Annotated in this window: 16 protein-coding genes and 1 tRNA gene; 5 read left to right on the forward strand and 12 right to left on the reverse strand. The window is 55.7% G+C overall.

The genetic code is table 11. The annotated features are described in order from the left end of the window. Position 1 precedes the first annotated feature (1 nt). Complete coding sequence (locus ACR0D6_RS16995; RefSeq protein WP_480766378.1) at positions 2–2,218, forward strand: CHASE2 domain-containing protein; 2,217 nt, start codon at positions 2–4, stop codon at positions 2,216–2,218. 261 nt (positions 2,219–2,479) lie between these two features. On the opposite strand, the gene ACR0D6_RS17000 is transcribed toward ACR0D6_RS16995, so the two are convergent. The 12 genes from ACR0D6_RS17000 to ACR0D6_RS17055 form a co-directional block, all read right to left on the reverse strand. After that, the gene (locus tag ACR0D6_RS17000) at positions 2,480–3,589 is read right to left on the reverse strand and encodes a LysM peptidoglycan-binding domain-containing protein (protein WP_170652879.1); all 1,110 of its coding nucleotides are present in this window, start codon (positions 3,587–3,589) and stop codon (positions 2,480–2,482) included. A gap of 41 nt (positions 3,590–3,630) precedes the next feature. Beyond that, the gene (locus tag ACR0D6_RS17005) at positions 3,631–4,893 is read right to left on the reverse strand and encodes a transporter substrate-binding domain-containing protein (protein WP_170652881.1); all 1,263 of its coding nucleotides are present in this window, start codon (positions 4,891–4,893) and stop codon (positions 3,631–3,633) included. A gap of 23 nt (positions 4,894–4,916) precedes the next feature. Next, a complete protein-coding gene (locus tag ACR0D6_RS17010) occupies positions 4,917–5,702 on the reverse strand; it encodes a PP2C family protein-serine/threonine phosphatase (protein WP_480766379.1) in 786 nt (261 codons plus the stop codon). Between the two features lie 3 nt (positions 5,703–5,705). Continuing rightward, entirely contained in the window at positions 5,706–6,677 is a 972-nt protein-coding gene (locus ACR0D6_RS17015; RefSeq protein WP_480766380.1) for an FHA domain-containing protein, read from the reverse strand. A 211-nt stretch (positions 6,678–6,888) separates the two neighbouring features. Continuing rightward, entirely contained in the window at positions 6,889–9,066 is a 2,178-nt protein-coding gene (locus ACR0D6_RS17020) for a serine/threonine protein kinase (RefSeq protein WP_480766381.1), read from the reverse strand. Positions 9,067–9,404: 338 nt separating this feature from the next. Then, positions 9,405–10,700: a dynamin family protein gene (locus tag ACR0D6_RS17025; protein WP_480766382.1), complete on the reverse strand. Its 1,296-nt coding sequence runs from the start codon at positions 10,698–10,700 to the stop codon at positions 9,405–9,407. Continuing rightward, positions 10,697–12,739, reverse strand: a complete 2,043-nt coding sequence (locus ACR0D6_RS17030) for a dynamin family protein (RefSeq protein WP_480450359.1) — start codon at positions 12,737–12,739, stop codon at positions 10,697–10,699. The genes ACR0D6_RS17025 and ACR0D6_RS17030 overlap by 4 nt, the downstream gene beginning before the upstream one ends. 73 nt (positions 12,740–12,812) lie before the next feature. Further along, positions 12,813–13,694, reverse strand: a complete 882-nt coding sequence (locus ACR0D6_RS17035) for a hypothetical protein (RefSeq protein WP_480766383.1) — start codon at positions 13,692–13,694, stop codon at positions 12,813–12,815. Between the two features lie 22 nt (positions 13,695–13,716). Further along, on the reverse strand, positions 13,717–14,118 hold the full coding sequence (locus ACR0D6_RS17040; RefSeq protein WP_480766384.1) for a hypothetical protein: 402 nt from the start codon (positions 14,116–14,118) through the stop codon (positions 13,717–13,719). A gap of 131 nt (positions 14,119–14,249) precedes the next feature. Next, a complete protein-coding gene (locus tag ACR0D6_RS17045) occupies positions 14,250–15,992 on the reverse strand; it encodes a P-loop NTPase family protein (protein WP_480766385.1) in 1,743 nt (580 codons plus the stop codon). A 131-nt stretch (positions 15,993–16,123) separates the two neighbouring features. Continuing rightward, positions 16,124–18,136 carry a dynamin family protein gene (locus tag ACR0D6_RS17050; protein ID WP_170652899.1) on the reverse strand — a complete coding sequence of 671 codons (2,013 nt, stop codon included), beginning with the start codon at positions 18,134–18,136 and terminating at the stop codon, positions 16,124–16,126. A gap of 3 nt (positions 18,137–18,139) precedes the next feature. Further along, positions 18,140–18,655 (reverse strand): hypothetical protein, encoded by a 516-nt coding sequence (locus ACR0D6_RS17055; RefSeq protein WP_480766386.1) that lies wholly within the window; start codon positions 18,653–18,655, stop codon positions 18,140–18,142. A gap of 700 nt (positions 18,656–19,355) precedes the next feature. Between ACR0D6_RS17055 and ACR0D6_RS17060 the strand changes: the two genes are divergently transcribed. The 4 genes from ACR0D6_RS17060 (at position 19,356) to ACR0D6_RS17075 (ending at position 22,902) form a co-directional block, all read left to right on the forward strand. After that, a tRNA-Leu gene (locus ACR0D6_RS17060) sits at positions 19,356–19,440 on the forward strand. A 149-nt stretch (positions 19,441–19,589) separates the two neighbouring features. Then, positions 19,590–20,204 carry a cupin domain-containing protein gene (locus tag ACR0D6_RS17065; protein WP_170652901.1) on the forward strand — a complete coding sequence of 205 codons (615 nt, stop codon included), beginning with the start codon at positions 19,590–19,592 and terminating at the stop codon, positions 20,202–20,204. Between the two features lie 133 nt (positions 20,205–20,337). Next, complete coding sequence (locus ACR0D6_RS17070) at positions 20,338–21,477, forward strand: DUF819 family protein (protein ID WP_480766387.1); 1,140 nt, start codon at positions 20,338–20,340, stop codon at positions 21,475–21,477. A 3-nt stretch (positions 21,478–21,480) separates the two neighbouring features. After that, positions 21,481–22,902: a pyridoxal phosphate-dependent decarboxylase family protein gene (locus ACR0D6_RS17075; protein ID WP_480766388.1), complete on the forward strand. Its 1,422-nt coding sequence runs from the start codon at positions 21,481–21,483 to the stop codon at positions 22,900–22,902. The last annotated feature ends 3 nt before the right edge of the window (positions 22,903–22,905 follow it).

Raw genomic sequence — 22,905 nt, forward strand, 5'->3', positions numbered from 1 at the left:
TATGCGTCAGCAATCGGGACAACGGCATCGCAAATGGGCATTCTTTGCGGCTGGGCTAAGCCTGATATTGCTCGGTTGTTTTGTGCGGGTCATGGACCCCTATCCGGTCAAGATGTCCCGCCTAATCTACTTTGACTACCTGCAACGACTCGCACCCAGAAATTACTATCCTGACTTGCCTGTGCGCGTTGTGGATATCGATGAAACTTCGTTGGCCGAGCTTGGTCAGTGGCCGTGGCCCCGGTCGATAATTTCACAGCTGGTTGAAACGTTGGGGCACAACGGTGCTGCTGTAATTGCGTTTGACACATTGTTTGCCGAACCGGACCGGTTTTCGCCGTCACGTCTGCTGGCCGATCCTACCCTCGCTTCGGCACTGCGCGCCGACAGTGAGATTGCAAATATGGATAACGACGTTCAACTGGGCGAGGCCGTCTCCGAGTGGCCCGTCGTTTTGGGTGTCGCAGCCCGAACGATGGGGGAAGCAGACCCCATCCAGCCCCGTGCGGGGATAATCGAGATCGGGGACTTTCCCGGAGCAGGTCTGTTTACCGTTCCACACTGGACATCGCTTGCGCCACCATTGGGTGAAAAGGCGTGGGGCATCGGCGGCATCAATGTCTCGCCTTTGGGTGGGACGGGGGTCGTCCGCAAGGTTCCGGTGCTATGGAACGGGCCAAATGGCATCCTGCCTGCTCTATCGCTCGAAACGTTACGCATCGCGATGGGCGAAACCAACATCATTGCGGAAGGCTCTCAAGACGAAAAGGGGATCATGCTGTCCGTGGCTATCGGAGAGTTCTTCATTCCAACGACTGAATTCGGTGAGATCTGGGTGAGGTACCGCAAGGACTATCCGGACCTCTATCTGTCTGCCGCTGATGTGCTCAGAAGCCCCGACGACCCTTCGGTGCGGGACAGGATTGAAGGCCACATCGTTCTTGTCGGCACCTCGGCCGCCGGATTGATCGACATTCGTGAAACGGCGCTAGGCGAGGCTGTCCCGGGTGTTTCAATACATGCACAGATCATCGAACAGATTTTGCAAGGCGAAGTCTTGCGGAGATCGGATGTGACCTCGGCCCTAGAACTGATTTCGTTCACCGTTCTTGGTCTTGTTGTAGTCTTTGTCATGTCCCGCTTTGGCGCCGTGGCATCATTCATAGCCGGGGGCGTAGCTGCCGCTGTCGTTCTGGTCATCAGCTGGTCGGCGTTTCAAAGCAACTCGGTACTGTTCGATGCTACATTTCCTCTCATGGGTGGCATGGCTAATTTTGGCCTGTTGGCGGGATATCTGTTCATTTCCACGGAACGAGAAAAACGCGCCATCCGCCAAACCTTCTCACACTATGTAGCACCCGAAATTCTGGACGAGATGGAGACCAACGGCCATACGTTGAAGCTGGGCGGGGACACACAGGACATAACCGTGATGTTCTCGGATATTCGGGGATTTACCGCCCTGTCTGAAACAGTTTCCGCGACCGAGCTGGTCACGAACCTGAACGAACTTTTTTCGACCCTGGGCGAGCAAATCCTATCTGAACGCGGAACAATCGACAAATTCATCGGGGATGCGGTCATGGCCTTTTGGAATGCGCCAATGCCGCTCGAGAACCACCCGATCCGCGCGGCACAAGCAGCCCTGCGCATGCGAGAGGCCCTAAACCGGATCAACGTCACACGCTTGTCCAAGGGGCAGCCCAGGATTTCTCTGGCCACGGGATGTGCAACGGGGATTGCCTGCGTGGGAAATATCGGTTCGCGAAGCCGGTTCAACTACACTGTCATCGGAGACGTGGTGAATGTCGCCGCGCGAATTGAGCAAACCTGCCGTCATGTGGACTATGACATACTGGTTTCCGAAACTGTTTTTCAGGCCATCGGACAGGAAATGGCGCTGCTGGAGGCAGGCGTTGTACCATTGAAGGGAAAAGCGCTTCCCGAACCGATATATCTTGTGGTCGGCGGGCAGGAAACGGCACGCTCGGCGGCGTTCAGGGATCTGGCGGGTCAGCATGAAAAACTTGTAGACGCATTGCGCAAGGGGCAGCTGTCCGACGATACGGATCGGATCATCCAAAGGTGTTCTGAAATTGCGGAAGAAATTGAACCGGGTCTCTTGCGGTTCTATCTTGCGCTGCCGGGCCGGGTGTCGGATTTCGCGTCGGGTGTCGTGCCCAGGCCAATCATGTTCCGGCACTTTGAGCCGATTTAGCGGCTGAAAACACAAAAGGGGCGGCACCCCAATGCCTGCCCCTTTCCGAGTGAGTGGTTCGGCGTTAGCCGGACCGGAAGCTTGAACTCAACTGTAGCATTTCCAAGGCTTCTGAATATTAGGGGTTTCCCGTAGTCCGGGCGGATTTTCTGTTGCGAGGCGCCAAAAACCCGCTGCAGACACAATGAATGATCTGGTATTTCGAACAAAAAAGGGGCCAGTCCTAGGACCGGCCCAATGTTTGGCAGCGTTGCCGAGGGATTAGTTCGATGCGGCCATCAGTTTTTCGTTATGCTCGCGCAGGGTATCCGAAACGATCGCATACCACTCGCCGGACTCACGCATCTCGTTCAGGCCTTTGTTCAGCATCGCGAGGTATTGCTTTCCAAAGGGGTTGCTGCGGTGAGCGATGAAACGCAGTGACGACAGCGAAGTTACGAAGGGGTTCTCGATCATGTCGTTTTGGTTCAGGCCCATTTCCGACATGGTGTCCGAGAAAAGCTGAACTTCGAACGTTGCGACGTCAGCAGTGCCGGTCAAAACCGCATCAAGGCATTCACGCGCAGTGATCGGCTGCATCAGAGTCATGGTTTCGCCATTGTGCAGGCCTTCCTGCTCCAGATCGTGAATGAACCAACCGTCCATACGACAGATAGTCGAGCCTTTCAGCTGATCGAAGGTAGTTGCATTCGCATAGTCACTTTCGGGCAGTGTGTAGAAGCCGACGACGATATCATAAACCGGGACAGATGAATCGAACTGGGTGCAGCGCACTTCAGTTTCCCAGGACCATTCGTAGGTACGGTTGGTGCAGTCAGGCATATTCCACGCCATCGAGACATCAAATGCGCCCAACGGCAACAGTGTTTCCAGATGCGAGTTCCAATCATCCACAAAGCTGACGGAGTAATCGCGCGCGTTGCCGCCACGTTGCAGGGCTGTGGTCCCCAGGCGGGTGATCGCGCCACCGCCGTTCAGCGATTCATCTGCAAAAGGCGCCCAGCCGTTGCCGGTTACCAGCTTGATCGGAGGTTCGTAAACGCTGGACCGCTTGACGCTCGCGGCACGTTGCTCTTCCGCGGCAATAATCTCTTGCGCCGTTTGGCCGTTTGGCAGGCTACCGTCCGCACATGGAAGAGCTAGAACCAGACCTGGCTCCAGTGCATTCGGGTTGGTGATGTTGTTGCGGTTCGCGTTAAAGATCGGCTGGTAGTTCGAAGTGCCATAGGCCGCGATTGCAATTGTCGCCAGTGTATCGCCGTCGGATACGGTATAGTTGGTACATGCTTCCTGAGCGGCGGCGGCTCCGGCGCTGATCGCAGTGAAGGCCACTGCCGACATTGCGATTTTTTTGACTTTGAGTTCAAACATTAGAAATTCCTCCAGATTTTAGTTGTCAGGCCGTCGCGGCCTTAGCCATTTTCCATTTGATGACGCAGAGCGGTGGAAACGATGTCGCGCCACTCACCCGATTGCTGCATGATTGCCAAACCCTGATTCAGTGTCTCAAGGATCGCTTCCCCATCAGGATTATCCTTGTGGGTCATGATGTTGAGCGGCTTGATCGCCGCAAGATTGGGGTTTTCGATGATCTGATGTTCGTAACCAAGCCGACCGATCGCCTCGACTGCCAGATGCGCTTCGATGGCTACGATGTCGGCTTCACCCTGCATGACTGCATGAAAACAGTCATCCGGTGATACGGGGCGCAGCAAGGTTACTGCCGGTTCATAAAGGCCGACAGCATCCATATGGGACAGCGACCAGCCTTCGGGACGGCAGATCGTGGTTCCCGCAAAATCCGCATAGGTCAGCGTTTCCTCATAGCCCGAACCCTCGCGGGCAAAGAAGGTGTCAACGACCTCGTAGAACGGGATTGAGAAATTGTAGGTCTCGCAACGGTTGCGGTCATTTTCCGATAGGGCGGCCGGCTCGTCGCAGTTCGGGCGCGACCACGGGAATGTGGCGTCGAAGGCAAGTGTCGGCATCAGCAAATCAAGATGCGACGACCAGTCATTAACGAACTGGATTTTGTAAGCCTGTTCCGGAGCTGCCCGCAAAAACGCAGTTTGTACCAGATCGGTGTAAAGACCGCGGTTCGGCAAAGCTTCATCCGTAAACGGCGCGTAATTGCCCCCTGTGATCAGCAGCAACTGCCTATCCCGGATATCCGGGCGCTCACCTGCGTCCGCGTTACGGATCAGGGCTGCACCTTCGGCCCGGGCGGCCTCGATCTCCTGCTTGGCCGCAGCCTTGGCGGCAATTACCGCTTCTTCGCTGGTTTTCTTGGCCTCGGCTTCTGCAGCCGCGACGCGCGCCTCAGCCTCATCAATCGCTTTTTGCGCGCGTTCTTCCGCCGCTTTGATCAGTTCAGCGGCCATTTCCTCGGCCATGCGTTCCGCTTCTGACGCGGGTTCCGGCGCTGCCCGTCCAACATCCTCAAGACATGGGAATGTCAGGGTATCTCCGACCCGGATGATGTTCGGATTGGATCCGATGGTGTCCCGGTTGGCGTCATAGATGATCCGGTAATCCTCGGTCGAATAAACCTGTATGGCCAGTTCGCGCAGGCTGTCGCCCCGCTGAATTTCATAGGTCGAACAGGCTTCCTGAGCCGAGGCTGCCCCTGCAGCAGCCGCCAGCGCCAGGCTGGATACGATCAGATGTTTCCTCATGGTTTCCGTTTCTTTGCCTTGATTTACGTACTTGCCAATTTCACAACAGCGACCGAGACATTGTCCTGATCCGGGTCATTTCTGACTTGCAGCGCCTTCAGCAAGGCATCTGCGATGTCGCCGGCCAGATTGTCTTTCTGTTCCGCCGTTATGGTTTCGATTTCCGTGTTGCTCAGATATTGCAGGCCGTCACTGCCGATGATCACGATATCATCTGACGTCAGCTCCATTGGTGCTTCGGGGCAGTCTACCTTGGGTATCGGGGCCCCCATGATCACCGAAGTCAGCTGATTGCGGTCGGGATGTGTCTGGGCCTCATCCTTCGAAATCAGCCCTTCCTCGGCCTGAGCATCGATGACAGGCGCCATCGAATGATCTTCGTTGATCTGCGTTAACTGCCCATCCCGAAACAAATAGAGGGGACTGTCGCCGATCGATATCCAGAACAGCCGATTGCCCAACAACAAAACGCCCAACAACGTCGAACCCATGTTGAACCCGGCAACCTGACTTTCGACATGAGAAGCGATTTCGGCGTTGGCCTGCATGGCCGCCATCGGAAGCGCGTCGACAATAGAGGCCTCGGAAAAGTCGCCGCTTTCCATCGGCTCATCCAGCATGTTGCGCCAGGCTGCAATGACAAGCTCCGAGGCAACCTCGCCCGCGTCATGCCCGCCCATGCCGTCAGCGACGACGACATATCCTGCATTCGCAACGTCAAAAACACGCGCTGCAATCGCATCTTCCTGAGAGTCGCGCCGACCCTGATCAAGGATCAGCGCAATATCATATGCCGGGGACGCCAGCATCTATCAGGCATCCCGCCAGTCAAAGCCGTCATCGCAAAACGCGACGAAACGCATGGAGGTTTCGCTGATCCGGATCATGTCACCGCTGTTCAGCGGAACCGTGCTCAGCACAGGTTTGCCATTCAGGCGCACCAGATTCGCCTTGCCGCCGTGTCCCAGGTAACATTTCCGGTCTTCGGGATCATATGCGATCACGGCATGGTTGCTGCGCGATATTCCGGTGTCGCCAAAGTCAAGCTGGATGCCCTGATCGTCGTTGCGACCGATCTGCATGAGACCTTCGGTCAGAATAACGCTTGCACCACGGCCAGGGCCGCTGGTGATCACAAGCCAGCCGACGGGAAAGGATTCTTGAGTGGCTTCGGCTTTTGCTGCCGGTGCGGTTTCCATCAGGTCCTGCACATGCGTGTCCGGACGTTCAAAACCGAGGAATGTGGTTTTCACTCGGGCACGGCGGTCCTCTGCCTGTGTGGCGGGCTGCTCGGGTTGAACTGCGGCAGGCTGGGCTGCGGGCGTGTCATCCAGAACAGGCTCAGGGGTTTCGACCACTGGTTCAGGGGCAGTTTCTTCAACGGTTTCGGCCGTCTCAACCTGAACAGGCTCACCCTCGGGCTCTTTGTTTTCAGGCGTAGACAGATGCAGGGTTACAACCTGTTCCACTTCATCATCATTCGCCGTTTCCTCAGCGATGTCGCTGACTTCCGGTTCAACGGCCTCTTCTGCAGCCTCGGCTTGATCCGGTTCGGCGTTGCCTTCATCAAAGTCGGGCATCCGTTCTTCCGGGATCAGTTCCTCTGCGTCCTCATAGCTTTCCGAGGGCATGTTCCCGCCGGCAAGGGCCTGACGCAGCGCGTTGAAATCCGCAATCGGTTCGGCAGCTTCCGCTTCAGGGGCGGGGCTCACTTCCTCTTCGGTTTCCTTGGCTTTGCCGGCACCTTCGAGAAGCCGGCTCAGGGGGCTTTTATATTTGAACATGGTGTCGACACCTTCCGATTTATGGGCACAGGATCTGTGTCCCGTGGGGCTGCATACAAACCTCTGCACAACGACGCACAGCGGCACTGATTATCTGGAAAACCAAGGAACCTTTACTTTTCGCAACCGGGTGACCCCCGGTCAGGATGGCAAACTTTGCCCGCCATCCTCAGCAACAACACACTGGCGAACTTCGATTACACTGTTCAGGTCACTCCTGCGCCAGCTGCATGACCGCAGCGGTTTCGGCACCGTTCCGCAGGACGGTCAGGCTGGCCTTTGGCTGGTTGTTGCCTGCGAGTTTTGTCAGGATTTCATCCAGACTTTCAGGCCCTTCCACGCTTTGTCCGGTCGTAGATTCACGCAACAGTACGTCGCCTTGCTGCAGACCCTCGGCACTGCTGGAAGGCACGTTTGTCACAACTGTCTGCCAGCCGTCTTTGCCGGTGTTTTGTGCAGAGAAGGAATAGCCATTTTCCAGTCCGAACATCCGTACGGCAGGCAAGGCCAGCAATCCGTTTTGGGCGCGGGTTTTGCCCAGCTCACGATACCGTGCGGCAACGCGCGTGTACCCGTCCGGGTCAACCTTCAGGTTTTCAAGCACCTGAGCGGCAAAAGTCGCGTCATTGCGAACCGGTTTCCCGTTCAGCGTGTAAATTGCAGCACCACGGCCAACCCAGTCGCCGATAACCGACATATCGCGGTCTGGGTCGACGCCGGTGATAGCAAAGACACTGCCTGTGGATCCACGCCGGAGGCTTGTTACGAACGGAATTTCCACGTCCCAGTGTGAAAACGACACCTGATTTTCTCTGACATTCACAGCAGCAGGCTGAGGCGCTGCAGCAGGTTCAGCGATTTCAACCGCTTCTTCTGCCGGTTCAATCGCTGCCTCGGTTGCCGGAACCTCATTTTCGCTGTTCGCAGCTTCGTTGGCTGCTGTTTCAACGGTTGTCTGCTCGATAGGTTCTTCCGCTACCGTTCCTGCTGTTGCTTCGGTTACCTCGTCCGCTGCGGGTGTGTCATCCTGAACAGGCTCAGATGCAACTGTAGCAACTTGAGGTGCTGGTTCTTCCACCGCAGTTGACGCAACTTCGGTCGATTGAACCGCAGCCGTTTGAACTTCGCCGTCACTGTTGTTGAGGAAAATAAACCCGCCCGCTGCAAGCGCAGCGACCGCCGCAAGGCCGACAACAATCTTGATGCCGCCACCTGAATTGCTTTGAACCACAGTGTCGACTGCCACAGTGGGCTCTTCTTTCTGAACAAATTTCGCGGCCTCGGGGCCGGGCTTTTCTTCGTCGCCCAATGCGATATCCGAATTGCCTGCAAGCAGTGCCGTAACAACCGCTTCGGCATTTTCGGTCTCAGCCTTGATGCGTTCCCTCTCTGCAGCCTCATCCTTGCGGTCCAATGCAACGATGACCGAAACCGGACGGTATTTGAACGAGTCAAATTCAACACCAGGACCGCGGAACATCCGCAGCCAGTCCAGCGCGGATTGCAACCGGTCGGTGGCGTGGACCTCCATCGCCTTGTCGATCGCTTGCAGGAATCCATCCGGATACCCCTCGAAACGTCCTGTGAGCGGCACATAGGGATCAGACTGATCGTTGTTGAAAGCGTTCAGACGTGTTTGCCCGTCAATCGGACGTTCGCCGCTGATTGCGTGATATAGCGTTGCCGCCAACACATACAGATCACTGCTTGGTCCCTGCTCGGCCCCGCGTACGTAAAACTCGTGCGGAGAATATCCGTCCTTGATCACCCGCAAGGTCAACAGCGCTGCCGATTTGTTGGCTGCCTGTTCCCGTGCCGCGCCAAAGTCGATCAGAACCGGATCACCGTTTTCGTCGATCAGAATGTTGTCCGGCGAGATATCCCGGTGCAGCATGCCGCTTTGATGGATAAATGACACCGCCGACAGCATCTTTTCAGTCACCTGAACAATAAAGTCCGGCCCGGCGTCGTTTTCCTTGTTTTCTATGTAGTCCAGCAGGTCACACCCGCGGATCAAATCCATCGCGATGTAAGCGGTCTGGTTGTCTTCGAATACCTGGTGCACATCCACAATGTTGGGATGAACAAGGCGTGCGTGGTTGCGGGCTTCTTGAATGAAAAGGTCAACGATCGACTTCAGATCTTCCTGATAGGACGTGTCCGCAGGTTCGACCAGATCACCGTTGCGACGGCAGAGTGCTGACGGAAAACACTCTTTGATCACGACGTCGCGCTCCAGACTGTCGCGAGCCAGATAGGTGACGCCAAAACCGCCATGGCTGAGATAGCGGATAATTTCATACTGGCCGCGAAGCAGTTTAGCTCCTGGTCTCAGCCCGTCAATTTGAGGTTCGTCGTGCGCTTGGCCGACAGCCTGGTTGTGGCTCATTTCTACCCGCCCATAATACTCGGTTTGCGGCAAAAAATAACTGGGCTAGGGGCCCGCGAACTCACAACCAAAAACAACCGCAGGACATTCGAGAACGGTTAGACGTTTCAAATTTGACTTTATTGGGGCCGCCTGATGGCTTCACTAAGGATGGATAACCGGAGGGCGCTATATTTAGACTTTTATACCAATGAACTGCTAAATGTTGATTTCACTGTGCAAAAAAATGGGGGCTGTTGCCCCCAAATACCGTGCTTGGTCTACGATATCGAAACAATTAGGAGGCGATTCCCACAGATTCGATTCGATGCAAAACGACTTGTGTTTTACTGGAACAATCAGGTTCCTGTTCTGGGTTGCGGATCGGCGACGGTGCTGCCGGCCCAAGCCAGGTTATCGCTTAGCTGCGCAAGAATATTTACGGCATCTTTCAGCGGTGCCTGGCCACTTTCGAATTGCAGCAACAGCAGCAGATCGGTCGCCTTTTCGAACTCTGCCGGAATCCAGTCTGCATCGGGATCGATTTCCGTTCCACTTTCAAGCCGCTCGGCAAAATCCTCGACGATATCCTGACAGCTTCGCAAAAATTCTGATGGTTCGATGTCGGTCGATTCGCGCAGGTCATCATAGATGCTGGCGATAGCGGCAAGCCAATCTTCGAGGATCGGGTTAGTAAGCGGCGGCAGGGTCGCACCCAAGCTGTTCTGAACCTGTTCAACCGCATCCGGTTTCTCAGCCGCGTCAGAACCATTCAGTTTGGACACGGCTTCAAGATACGGCAGAAAATGTTCCACCAAATCCTGACGGGCAGCCTTCAGATCGCTTTGACGTCGGTCCGAGGCAGCCTGCAGAACCTGTTCCGCCAGGTTTTGCCCGCCACAGGATTCCCACAGGCTTATATCGGGCTCCGGTTCTTGCGACATCGCGCGGACTGCAACCGGCGTTCCAATTGGCACGATGGATCGGAACATTCCGGTTTTTTCCTTTTCCAACCGCTTAAGAACGCGGTCCAGTGAATCCCGCACCGGCGGCAAATCGGAGTGGGTTACCGCCAGCAGGCTGTTGGCACGCAATTCTTCGGGCACTTGCGCCCACAGGTGGCGCTCGGTCTCGCGCCAGGCATTGGTTCCGTTGGTGCACCAGATCGCACAATCAACGAACTTCAGCAGATCAAGCGTCTGTTTGTACGTATCGTCCAATGCGCCGGATCCGGGCAGATCGAACAGGGAAATCTCGCGAAGGGCAGGGGTGTTCAGCCCGACCGAGATAAAGTCGGGTTTATCCGCCGCCGCCTTTTCCAACGCGACGCCTGAATATGTTTTTGGCTCTTTGTCCCACCAGCCGACAGTCGTCTCCGGCTCCTCCGCATAAGCGACGATAACCAGAGGCAGTTGTAGATGCTGCGGTCCTGTCGGCAGGATGTCTGCGCCCGCCAACATATTCGCAAGGCTCGATTTTCCGGCCCCGAACTCTCCGGCGAAACCAATCGACACGGCGCTGGACAGTCTTTCGACATATTTTTGCGCGCGGGCGCGCCACTCTTCCAGCGCGGGGCTGGTAGGGTCTTTTTCCGAGACAGCAAGGAAACGCTCAAGCTGTCGCACCTCGTGCTCGGTTCCGGGAAATTCGATCACTCCGCAGCCTCCGCTTGTCTTTCATCCGCGCGCTCAGAGCCGAATGCCGAGCCCAGTTCGTCGGCAATCCGCCGAGCTTTATCGAACGCGCTTTGTGCTTCGGTTCGGGCGCAGGTTTCCCCTGACCCGATCCGGTTTTCAAGATGTCCGGCCAACAGGGCCAGGTAATGGTCAAGCACCGTGTTCAACCGTTCCAGCAGGTCGGTGCGAACGGTATCCACCAAATCGTCACCGATCAATTCGAACTCCTGAACAATCATTCGTTCCGCGCGGGAAACAACGCTGCTACGCGAGATCAGACGCGAAAGCCAGTTCACGCGAAGCTCAACAGTTATCCCACGAGTCAACGCAGTTGTATCTGGCCGGAACCACCGAACTGCACTGGTGTTCATTCTGTTGTCCTGCGGATTTTCCCAACCCGGCAAGGCGCGGAGCGCCGCGTTGCATTGAATGTCGACGGTGAAAAGTTCGCTTAACAGCCGCTGCCGCACGACTTGCGTTGCGTCCTGAACCAACTCGCGCATTCTGTCGCGGAGGTCTGTGAAGTTAAGCTCTGTCGCGCCGCCCTTGGCCAACAGCGGAGATTTTCCATCCGGACCGCGCACGACATTTGACACGGCCTCGGAGACCGTGTCGTCCATAACACCACGAAGATTGGCAAACACATCGTCCATGTCGCGTGTAATCTCGGCAGTTTTCTCCGCCACAAGAACGCGGAGTGATGCCAGTGTCTTGTCATTTTCCTCTTCGTCGGCGGGTGTTGTGTCATCCTCATCGTCCAGAGCCCGCAGATGAATCTGGCTGCGTTCCAATTCAGCCTGCGCGAAACTATTGAGGTGCTGCCATGCCATCTTCAACTGTTCACTGCGTGGGCCAGTTGACAACGCATGAGTCACGTGTCGGCGCAGATCGGGCAGACCAGACGCAATCATCGCGGCAAACCTCAACACCGCTTCGCGGCTGATGGGGCCGGGACCCTGTTTAATGTCCTCAACACCTTCCAGATATTGTTTCATCAGTTCCGGATGCGCCCGCAACCACGCAAGTACCTGATCATGATCGACGCCGGATTCGTCTCCGGTCAGGGCGTAATGCGCCCATTGGGCACTGCCCATCAGAACATCGATGTCTGAGTTTCCAAGGGCCTTTTCCAAACCGTCCTGAACATCGGTGCGCACCTTGAGCGCATCCTCGGCACCACCACCCAGCTCATCCACCCGGTTGATGAAGACGACGATCTGACCCAGCTCCAATGCCTGCATTAGTCGGAACAGTTTCAGATCCGCTCGGGACAAAGCCTGATGCGCGGACAGAACCACGACAAAGAAATCCGCCTCTCTCAGATATTGCCGCGAAATCTCCTCGCGGATCAGCAGTGGATCGTTGACACCGGGTGTATCGGTAACCGTCAAAGGAAAGGGAAAGTGGCCGACGTCGAAAAAGACCTCGGCCTTGCGGGTGATATCGCTGTAAAGCCCGCGATCCGAAGAGGGCTCTTCCACTTCGCCATCAAGCGGGTCGTCTCCGGCGCAGACATAGCGCGCCAGATCGTCGGAATTCAAAGCGTCCAGATCGTGATGTTGACCCAGCAGTTCCTCGTAACTGTCGCCAAGACGCATACGAGCGCGGGTTTTCATCGCCTCGACCTGCTCTTCGATCATCTCGCGCTTATAGCTGTCCTCGTCATCCGGGAACATGTTGCGCAACTCTTCACCTTCGGCGATCAGCGCGTGCCATTGGTGATTGTCGAAAAAGTGGAACTCGGCCCCTGTGGTTCGGCCCGAAGGGTGACCGAAATGCATATCCGTAATTACGGTGGTCCACGGGTTGACGTCGGATGGCAGGAATTCCGCCTGACCCGTAAACCCGTTGATCAGACGCGACTTACCCGCCTTGATCTGCCCGACAAATGCAATTCCGGGCTTGAGGTTCGAAAGATCGTCAATAATGCGCGAAATGAACTGACGGGTTTCGTCATTCGTCGTTTCGTTCATTTCTTCCGCGATCCGGACTAACTCCCGGCGACTGGTCTCACTCATAAGATTTACCCTATTAACTGGTATGTAAGGACTTTTCTTGAACAGAAAATTTTAACGATTGGGGAGGCGGCCATCACTCTGCCTCCCGAATGGACTTCCAAAGGTTTACCACCGCGCCCAATTTGCGCGCTTCGTGAATCGCGACTGCGGTCGAAGAACCGTCGCGTAATACGGCAATGCCGGCAGCCCTGCCGCCTGAGGGGCGCATCACGATCAATTGCGGATGGGGCATTACTGAGTTGCTATCGGTATCCCAACCGGACAAATCACTGACAAAGCGGGCCAGCACATCCTGTTCAGGATGCAACGGTGCGTTTTCAGCACACAGATCTGCAGTCTGAACCGAAGTCGCATCGCCGGTTTCAACCAGTATACGCCCAAGGGCAAAGCGTTCAGCGCCATCAAAAAAGTTGCGGGAACTCGAGGATGCTTCGGTATCCGGCTCTGGTGCCACCTCGGAAACTGGCTCACCTTCGGCCAAAGGTTCGAGTGCTTCCGCCACAACTTTTACATGCGGTTCTGAAGGCAGGTCGATCAACGCACAGGCGCTTTCAATCTCGCTGAGGGTTATGCCAACATCATCCGCCTCGGGCGTCGCGTCAGGACGGAGCGATACCACTTCCAACGGGGCAGGTGCACCGCTGATGGCTGATATGCCTTGCGCGAGTTTGTCGGCCACGCCGTTTCGCGGCTCGGTCTCAAAGTCGGGCGCATCTCCTGATGGCGTCAGGAACACATCCGTGACGCGCGAGCTGCTGACCTCAAGCGCCAGCTGATCCCCGTTGCTGGCGGTGAATTCCAATCGACGTGGCAGAATCGTGCCCCGGATTTTCTTCAAAACGCTCTGACGGCGCTCTTCCGCGGTCGAGCCTGGCAGCCGAACCGCAGGAGACAACCGGGCTGTTGCCGACCGCCCGATGTCTTCGAGCATGTCGAGAATGTCTGTGTCCATCATAACCTTCCCCCTCTGCTCCTGTCTAAACCGCTGCCGCCACCGGCCCGAGACTCATATGAGATTTCGTCAGGGCAAGGCCGACATTTGCACTGTCTTTGCAAATGTAACAGACGACATGATCCGGGTATTTCTGTGTCCGCAAAAAGATGTGCAGCCTGTCATTCGAAAATACCGCGATTTCCCCGAAACCTGGTGTTTCCGCATCCTGCACACCGGATTCTCGCAGCATCTGTTCAAATGCTTGAACGCCGCTTCCTTGAAACAGATTTGACGCGGCGACCGCCAACGTTTCCAAGGCCTCGGCGCTTTCGGGATCATCCCCCCGAAGCCCCAGCAACATTCCGGTTTCCATGTCGATATACCCGGCTGCAAAACAGTCGGGTATGGTTGCCATCGCGGCAGTCAGTGCTGCGTCAAGTGACATCTAAGCGCCTGCTATTATTTACTAAATATCTACAATTGCAGCGGCCCTCGGGCCGCTGCGCGTCTTCGTTAGCATCGCATGCTGGATGTTGGAACAAAATTCCATTCGGCCAGCGCCTAATAGATGTTCCGTTACAAAACATGCCATTCTGCCTTGCCTGCGTTGTTCGCCTTTGGGATCGGGCGCAATGTGTCCTTTGCCTGCCTGGCGCTATGCTCGACCGCTATTTTGTCGAATTCCTCCAGGAACGATTGGAATACTGCCCTGAGGTCCTGCGCGTCATCGGGCAACACCTCGGTTGAGGCCACTTCCCGCCACATGGCCGCAGCGCTCAGCGGTGAGCCCGCAGGCACATCGAGAAGATGTTCCAACTCCCCTTCGTGACCTTCGTCATCTGCGTCGTCAGCTTCTCCCTCGGCGGTCGACAGATTGTCCGACATGGCCAGAACAGATGCGCCGGGCAGGTCGCCTTCCTCCGACTCCGGTTCGAAATCCTCACTGGGGTTTTCATTTTGCGCAGCCTCCTGACGGCTCAGCAACGCTGTGATCGAAGAGACGGAAACTTCAATTTCCGACGCGACAGGATTCTTGTCGGGCTCAATGTCGCCGGTTTCGGAGTCCGAGGTTTGCTCAAGCTGATCATTCAGCGAAGCCAGCAGGGCATCTGTGTCGTTTCCTGCAGCGTGTTCTCCGGAAAGTTCCTCTCCGGTGTCTCCTTCCAGAGCCAAGGACTCTTCGCCTGCCTCTTCTTCATCGTCAAAATCGATTAGCCCGAATTCATCCTCCATATCCAGTGGCGATTCTGTGGGCCGACCGCCATCCGGGCTGGAAATATCCAATGGATTGCCGCCTGTATCCCGGAAGAATGCGCGCAGGTCTTCGTCGCTGGTTTCCGTTTCGGGGACAACCTCAACGGTGGTCTCAGTTGTCACTTCCGCCCGCATCCGCACAGCATCTTCGGCATCGATGCGAACCCGTTCCACCCGTTCCGCCTCTTCATCACCGCGCGGCGCCACCCGGGCCGGACGCACCGGAAAGTTGGTGACGGTACCGCTTTCACCGGACGAGGCCGTTGCAGACTTTCCTTCCTGCAGCGGGTTTTCAAGCTTGAGTGGCTGCACGGATGTTTCAGCGGATTGCTCCGATGCCGCTGCGCCATCGTCAGAAATGGGCGCCGATTTTTCGGCAGCGCGCATCGGCTGAATCGGAGTGGCGTCAGAAAGGCTTTTGTCAACCTGGTATCGGGCCAGTTGATCCGCGCGGGCATCCATGATGCTCTCGGTGATCTCCAGAAAACTGTCGATCATTTTGCCGCCGCCGCTACGGGCCCACAATTCAGCGTCGCCCGTCTTGTCCCGCGCGGTAATTGCATCGCGGGCGGAAAACAGAATTGAACGATTGAACAGATGGCCTGCCTCGCGATTGACACGGCGCAGAACCTTTTGCCTGTCTTTGGTATTCAACGCGTCAGCGCGGGTGACAAGCAACAATGAGTTATTGTGCAAACGTTCAGGTAATGAAACCCAAGTCGCACGCTCGGTTTCGCGCCAGGCTTGGGTTGAATGGGTGCACCACAGCACTCCGTTTGCTTGGCCGACAGCGCGCTCCCAGACATCCGAGGAAATTTTGGGGTCCGAAATACCCGGAGTGTCGATCAGATCGACGGCCTCCAGAATGTCAGCCTCAAGGTGAATGCGAATGAACTGCGCATCATTGACACCAACCTGATCCAGTTGATCCAGACTGATTTCTTCTGTGCTGCCATCAGGGCGCTTCACATAAGCAGGCTGATTGCCCCAACTGAACCAGACCGGCGGAAGTTGGGTTGCCGTCACCTGCGTCGGCAAAGCCCGCTTGCGCAGGAGAAAGTTCATCAGTGTCGATTTCCCGGCACTGAATTCCCCCATAAGCGCAAATACAGGCTTGCGGCGGGACCACTGCTCGATACGTTCCCATTGCCGAGGAGAGACGAAGCGGATGCTACTATTTTTTATCATAACTCTTCTTATGCTGCTTCGTTGCTAAGGTCTTTGAGGATGTCTCCCAGGATTTCGTCCCGGGATTTTTTTGGCTGCATTCCTGCCATCAATGCAGCGTTTTGTTCGGGATTCCGCTCGGCAGATTGCGAGATGCTCAGGAGTGTCTCCTTTTGTTCACGCATGAAATCCGTCAGCGTAGCGCGCACGTTTTCAAGGACCGCTGCCACCTGATTTTCTTCGATATCCTTCGTGATCGAGTTTGCCTCGGACGCGATCAGCCGGGTGTAGTCAGCGGCATAAGCTTCAAAACCTTTGCGTTTTTGCCACCATCGCCTCCACCAAGTGCTTTGCAGATCTAGTGCGATGGTCCGTCCTATACCCAAAGGCGGCGGAACTCTCGGAACAATAGGTGCTTCGATGTTGAACTCACCCAGATGATTGCCAAGCAGCTTGTGATACAACGCGCCGATATCCGCCGCAGCGGCGGTATACAGCGCCCCGGCTTCCTTGCGCATGTTACGGGCAAAGCTGAAATACGCGGCTTTTTGCAAAGTCCGCAGACCTGCCGGATCGTATTGCCACGTCCCCTGCTCACCATTGACTTCGAGATGTGAGATCAGTGAATCCGTGGCGCGTTTGACAAAGTTGGTTTCAGCCGATGTCAGACGTTCCAGAACTCTGTCACGCAACGAGGATGTCAGATTGGCAACCTGCTTTTCGTAATCCGTGATGATATCCGTGATCGCCTCTTCGGGTGTGTTTCCCGACAAATCCCGTGCGATTTCTCCTGTGTCGGAAAGGTTCTTGGCCACCGCGGTCGCACGAATCTGACTGGCAATATTGCGGGCGCGATGACGGACACGATCAATCAGACGTGCCCCCGCACCTTCGGCAATCCGTTCGTTCATGGCCAAAAGCAGATCTGGCAAACCCGACAGTGCCCAGATTTTGTCCAGCGAGGCGGCCTGATCCCCGAAGCCGGCCGCAAGATAGAAAGTATTCAGCGCCTTGCGCGAATCCTCAGTCAAAATATCCGGATTTCCGGTCAGGGCGGCTTCGGCCCACAATGCGCTACCGAACACGATACTGGTGCTGGTGTCGATGTTGTTCTGCTTGAGCGTCTCCTGAATCCGATCACGGATTTCCGGAACCTGATTCACAGGGTCGGACAGCTCATCGATGCGGTTGACGAACAGAACGATCTGACGATTTTCGAACTGCGCGATGATCCTCATCAGCGCCATGTCCATGGTTGTTAAAGCCTGGCTTGCGGCCAGCACCACGACACAGACCTCGGATCCGCGCAAACTGCGCAACGTGATCTGTTCACGGACCATGAACGTATCGTTGACGCCCGGAGTATCGCAGAGTTTCAGCGATATCGGATACTGCGGAATGTCCATATACAGTTCCGCTGACTTTGTGACGTCGGCAAAACGCCCCGTTTTGGGATCGATGTCCGGATCGTCTTCATCACCCAGGCAGACGTACCGCTCGATCAGTTCGTCATCGAAATAATCGTATTGATGGCTTTGGCCGAGGATCAGATCAAAGTGTTTTCCAAGGCGTTCTTCGGACTTTGCCTTCATTTGGGCGATCTGACGACGGATATCGTCCATCTCATCATCCGCGCCGGCCCGATTGGCCAATTCGCCCAAACGACCGCCGCCAACCATCAGGTTGTCCCACTCTTCCTGAGCGAAGAATGTGAATTTTGACTTTGTGTCACCGGGTGGCCGCGTGTTGATGTTGAGTGTGGTAACCACCGAGGTCCAGGGGTTGACGTCAGAAGGCAGCAAGCCGGGGTGTCCGGCCAGAATATTGATGACGGACGATTTGCCCGCCTTGACCTGCCCCACAAGTGTGACACTGGCCGTAAAGTTCTCCATTCGCGTCTTGAGTGTGGCCAGACGCGCCGAGGAGCGCGCATCTGCCACCTCTGTCAATTGGTCGATCTGCGCGGTCAGCGCCGACATGGACGATGTCATGGGCGCAAGCGCCTCGTTGCCGACGGACAGCAGGTGATCATTGCGCGCCATAATTTACCCTCCGGTGCCTGTAGCCGCGTTCTGAGACGCGAACTGCGTTTCCAGGCGCCCGGCCGGGACGCTGGATGAGGTATCGATTTTCGCGATCAGTTCCAGCGCGTTGCTGAGTATAGCAGCTTCGGTGCGCGGAGAGATCGACTCGTAGGCGCCGGAGTCTGCCAGCACCTCTATGGAATGAAACCTGTCACCGTTTTCCAGGCAAGCAACACGGCGTCCGGTCGGAAAACCTTCGGCTTTGTTGGCGGGCAACGGCATCCGTGTGTTTGCCAACAAATAATGTTCGCCTGAATGTGTTCTGAGCGAAACGCCGAACCCAGTGTTCGGATAGCGTTTGTTCAGGGTTTTGAGCTCACCAATGAAGCTCTCGCGGGCAAGAAAGACGGACTCTTGCTCCGAAGCAGCAGTTTTGAGTTGTTCGGTCACGATGAGAACCTTTTTTCCGGAGTTGAGCAGAAACTGGTACGTCGCCAAAGTGGCAAAAAGACTCATTAACTCCTTGCTGAACAGCATTACCCTCAAGGCGGTGTTAATTTGACCTGAATAAGATTTTTTGGCGTTGGAATTGTGGCGGAACTGTGAATCGGCCTGCTTAAAATTGCCTCAACCTTGAGGAGAAATCACGCTGACCGCCCCATACACCCTTACCGTTAAACCAAAAAATTCTCCGGCATGATGATAGTGTCCCTCTGCCTTTTGGAAACAGGCGCGAACGAATGAATCGCCATATTTTATTGGCAATACACAACCCGAAGCGACCGATTGACCCCGCCCGGCCCGGAAGTCGTAGAACGGCCTGCAAGGCAGATCGCAATTTCGAGGATATGAAATGCACCCCGCATCTTGCTACACGGACTTCGCTGCAAAGTCCGTTAACTCAACGTAAGCGAGCAGGAAAGTTGTCGATCAATGCCACGTTCCCGCTCCGATTTCCCTGAAATTGGGCAAGCAGGTTAGAGCCGGAGAAAGCAGGACATCGTGGTGTAGTAAATCAGCAATGCAGTAGGCCAACATTACTGACAGTTTGGTGGCGCGGCTTTTGTCAACCACAGGCAAAATTACCTCAAGCCAGCAGTGTAGAATGGAAGGTGTGATGAAAGTACTGCAACCAACGTCGAAGGGGAAAAATCTGAGTGTCAAAAATATTCTGTACAGCGCCTAATTTCCTCTCGCACTCCTACACAAGCTTTGCTATTCAGCGCGGCATTGCGATGCGGGTGTGGCGAAATTGGTAGACGCACCAGATTTAGGTTCTGGCGCCGCAAGGCGTGGGGGTTCAAGTCCCTCCACCCGCACCAAGCTTTCTTGCGATGCCAATGGCGACTTGGGAATGGCTGCCGAAACGCACGCGACATTCCCCTAGTTCGCGCAGGCTCGTCCCGAAAGGAAACTTTGACCACAATAGGGAACAAAGCTATTCTGCCTGAAAGTCAGGAGATTATTCAAAATGGAACCCGTTCAGATTGAAGACGCAGGTCTTGCATCAGAAACAGCTGAGGCACCGGACGGTGAGGTTCTGGGCAAGATGATCCGCGATGCACGTCGGGAAAAAGGCCTGACGCTGGAAGAGACGGCCAAGGCGGCGGCGATCGGGCGCTCTACTCTGTCAAAGATCGAAAACAATCAGACGCGTCCAAGTTTTGAAATCATCCGCCGACTGATGCAGACGCTGGAACTGGAGACCCCTCAGCTGTTTGTTCAATCGGCAAAAAGCGATATTTCAGGGCGCCGCGACTATACCCGCTCAGGTGAAGGTGAACATCAGGTCACGCGGACCTATGATCACGAACTGCTGTGCAACGAACTGACCAGCAAGCGGATGCTGCCCTATATCAGCACGATCAAATCACGAGATGTGACGGAATTTGACAGTTGGGTCCGGCACAAGGGCGAAGAGTTCATGTTTGTAATCAGCGGTGAACTTACGCTCTACACCGAGCATTATCGCCCGCTTCCGATGAAAGCGGGGGATTCGGTCTATTACGACAGCGGGATGGGCCACGGATGCGTTTCCACCAGCGAAGAAGACGCCCGTGTGCTGTGGGTGTCGCTTGCGGACTGAGGTCATCATAGCCTTCAAAGGTCAGGAATTCCCGACCGCATGCTGCGCGATTCAGCATCAAAACCTCACGTCAGGCTGTCTTGCGCCATCATGACAGCGGCGATTAGTCTCGGCTCTCAGGGAGGGGCCAGACTTGCCGTCGGTTCAAATCATCTTCGCTCTGTTTTTCCTGGCTGCGCCGGCAGCGCTGGTTTTTCTGACCCTGCGCTCTTCATTTGCGGCAAAGCTGGGGCCAATTGTCCTGTGCTATGCAATCGGACTGCTACTGGGTTTGTCGGGGCTGATACCTGAAAGCGCTCAGGACATTCGCAACTCGGTGATGGAGGCTAGCCTGGGACTTGCGTTGCCACTGCTTCTGTTTGGGGTCGATGTAAGGGCATGGACGCGCGTAGCGGGCTCGGCCATGGTTTCCATGGCGCTGGCGGTCGTGTCAGTTATTTGCGTCGCCGCTCTTTTGTTCTACCTGTTCAGGACTCAGGGTTTGGCGGATGCCGAACAACTGTCAGGAATGGCCGTTGGCATGTACACGGGCGGCATCGCCAATATGGGTGCAATCAAGCTGGCGCTCGGCATTCCCGAAGCCCGATATTTATTGTTCGCAACAGTCGATACCGTTGTCGGTACGGTTTATTTGCTGCTTGTCCTGACCGTTTTACCAACCATGTTGAGCCGGTTTTTCGCACCGTTCTCCGAGGGCGCGGCGGAACAAATACAACAATCGGATTCTGTATCCCCTCAATCCGGTAACTTGGTTGTCCAGGGCGTGATCGCCCTGATTGCGGCTGCTGTCTGTGTCGGAATCTCTGTCGCTCTTGCCCCTGTCCTGCCCTTTGGCAACCCTCAGATTTTGACCATCGTACTGCTGACGACGCTGGGCATTTGCGGATCATTCCTTCCGATTCTGCGTCTGAATCGCGCGGCGCCTCATATGGGAATGTACCTGATCTACGTGTTTTCGTTCTGTGTGGCTGCATCCATGGATCTGACAGCATTGATGAACGTCAATCTGTCTGTCCTGATCTTTGTGCTTGCCGCGACTTTTGGCAGCTTCGGCCTGCACATGCTGCTGGCGAGGTTGGCGCGGATTGATCGGGATACGTTTCTAATCACTTCCGTGGCGGCCGTCATGTCACCGGCTTTTGTGCCGATGGTATCGCGAAGCCTAAAAAACCCTGCTGTTCTGATGTCGGGCATGGCAACCGGAATTCTGGGATTTGCGATCGGAAACTACCTGGGAATATCGCTTGCCCTGATGCTGGCGGGGAAAGGATAGGATATGAGCCACCTGAAACTTCCCGAACATGGATGCCCCGAAGACGAGATTCTGGAACATCTGCAAACCTTTGCCGAGGATGATCCGAACTATAAGGCGGGCCGAACGTGGAGCCTTGTCTATCACCTGAATGATGAACACGATGCTTTTACCGCAAAGGCATACAGTACCTACTCATCTGCCAACGGGTTGAACCCGGCCGCGTTTCAAAGTTTGAAGCGCATGGAGACAGAGATTATTTCGACCATGGCCGGGTTGTTGCATGGCGGGCCGGACACCTGCGGAGTTGTCACGGCAGGCGGCACTGAAAGCTGTCTGATGGCCGTCAAGGCTTATCGAGACATGGCGCGGAAGACGCGCAAGGTCACAAAGCCCAACATGATCATCCCGAAGACAGCGCATGTCGCCTGGTTCAAGGCTGCTGAATATTTCGGCGTCAAGGCGCGATTGTTGCCGATGGACGAAAACTGCGCCACCGATATCTCCAAGCTCGGGCGCATGATCAATGCGGGTACGGTGATGATACTGGGCTCAGCCCCTGAATATCCCCATGGCACCATAGATCCGATTGCGGCCATGGGGCAGATCGCACAGTCCAAGGGCATCCCGTTGCACGTGGATGCCTGTGTGGGCGGGCTGATCCTGCCCTTCATGGAGAAAAACGGCGTTGATCTGCCTGACTGGGACTTCCGCGTGCCCGGTGTCACGTCGATATCGGCCGACCTGCACAAATACGGCTACGCGGCCAAGGGGGCATCAACGATCCTTTATCGCCATCTCGACTTGTTGAAAAACCAGATGTTTGTCCATCAGGACTGGCCGGGGGGCGTTTTCGCCTCACCTGCCCTACTGGGTACGCGACCCGGTGGAGCTTACGCCGCAGCCTGGGCGGTGATGCAGAAATTTGGCGAAGACGGGTATCGAAAACTGGCGCGCGACACGACAGAAGCCGTGGAAAAACTGAAGGCCGGGATTGCTGGCATCAACGGGCTGAAAGTTCTCGGAAACCCCCAGGGACCGCTGCTGGCCTATGGCTCAACGGATCAAAGACTAAGTATCTACGCGGTGGCCGATCAGCTTGAGAACTTTGGCTGGAACGTAAACCGTGTACAGAATCCCGACGGCATTCACTGCATGGTCACCGCCAAACATCTGGAAGTAGTGGACGAATATCTGATCGACCTGGCCAATGCGGTTCAAGCGGTTCGCGCCGATCCGTCGCTTGCAAAATCCGGCGGTGCCGCAACATATGGCATGATGGCCCATGTTCCGCTGCGCGGCATGGTCAAATCCAAAGTTCTGGACATATTTGCCGAGATGTACCGTGCCGGCGGCGGCAAACTTCAACTGGACGAGGGAAAACCACCCGGCCTGCTGGAACGTGGCATGGCGCGGTATGTCCAATGGAAGGCGCGCCGCAGCTGAAAC

The sequence above is a fragment of the Ruegeria sp. BJ6 genome (assembly GCF_056537885.1).

Excerpts from the sequence above, each read along its gene's own strand:
- ACR0D6_RS17055 (WP_480766386.1), bottom strand. The coding sequence starts at position 18,655 with ATGCTGTTCAGCAAGGAGTTAATGAGTCTTTTTGCCACTTTGGCGACG.
- ACR0D6_RS17010 (WP_480766379.1), bottom strand. The coding sequence starts at position 5,702 with ATGCTGGCGTCCCCGGCATATGATATTGCGCTGATCCTTGATCAGGGT.
- ACR0D6_RS17045 (WP_480766385.1), bottom strand. The coding sequence starts at position 15,992 with ATGAACTTTCTCCTGCGCAAGCGGGCTTTGCCGACGCAGGTGACGGCA.
- ACR0D6_RS17015 (WP_480766380.1), bottom strand. The coding sequence starts at position 6,677 with ATGTTCAAATATAAAAGCCCCCTGAGCCGGCTTCTCGAAGGTGCCGGC.
- ACR0D6_RS17075 (WP_480766388.1), top strand. The coding sequence starts at position 21,481 with ATGAGCCACCTGAAACTTCCCGAACATGGATGCCCCGAAGACGAGATT.
- ACR0D6_RS17020 (WP_480766381.1), bottom strand. The coding sequence starts at position 9,066 with ATGAGCCACAACCAGGCTGTCGGCCAAGCGCACGACGAACCTCAAATT.
- ACR0D6_RS16995 (WP_480766378.1), top strand. The coding sequence starts at position 2 with ATGCGTCAGCAATCGGGACAACGGCATCGCAAATGGGCATTCTTTGCG.
- ACR0D6_RS17065 (WP_170652901.1), top strand. The coding sequence starts at position 19,590 with ATGGAACCCGTTCAGATTGAAGACGCAGGTCTTGCATCAGAAACAGCT.
- ACR0D6_RS17035 (WP_480766383.1), bottom strand. The coding sequence starts at position 13,694 with ATGATGGACACAGACATTCTCGACATGCTCGAAGACATCGGGCGGTCG.
- ACR0D6_RS17050 (WP_170652899.1), bottom strand. The coding sequence starts at position 18,136 with ATGGCGCGCAATGATCACCTGCTGTCCGTCGGCAACGAGGCGCTTGCG.
- ACR0D6_RS17040 (WP_480766384.1), bottom strand. The coding sequence starts at position 14,118 with ATGTCACTTGACGCAGCACTGACTGCCGCGATGGCAACCATACCCGAC.
- ACR0D6_RS17000 (WP_170652879.1), bottom strand. The coding sequence starts at position 3,589 with ATGTTTGAACTCAAAGTCAAAAAAATCGCAATGTCGGCAGTGGCCTTC.
- ACR0D6_RS17005 (WP_170652881.1), bottom strand. The coding sequence starts at position 4,893 with ATGAGGAAACATCTGATCGTATCCAGCCTGGCGCTGGCGGCTGCTGCA.
- ACR0D6_RS17030 (WP_480450359.1), bottom strand. The coding sequence starts at position 12,739 with ATGAGTGAGACCAGTCGCCGGGAGTTAGTCCGGATCGCGGAAGAAATG.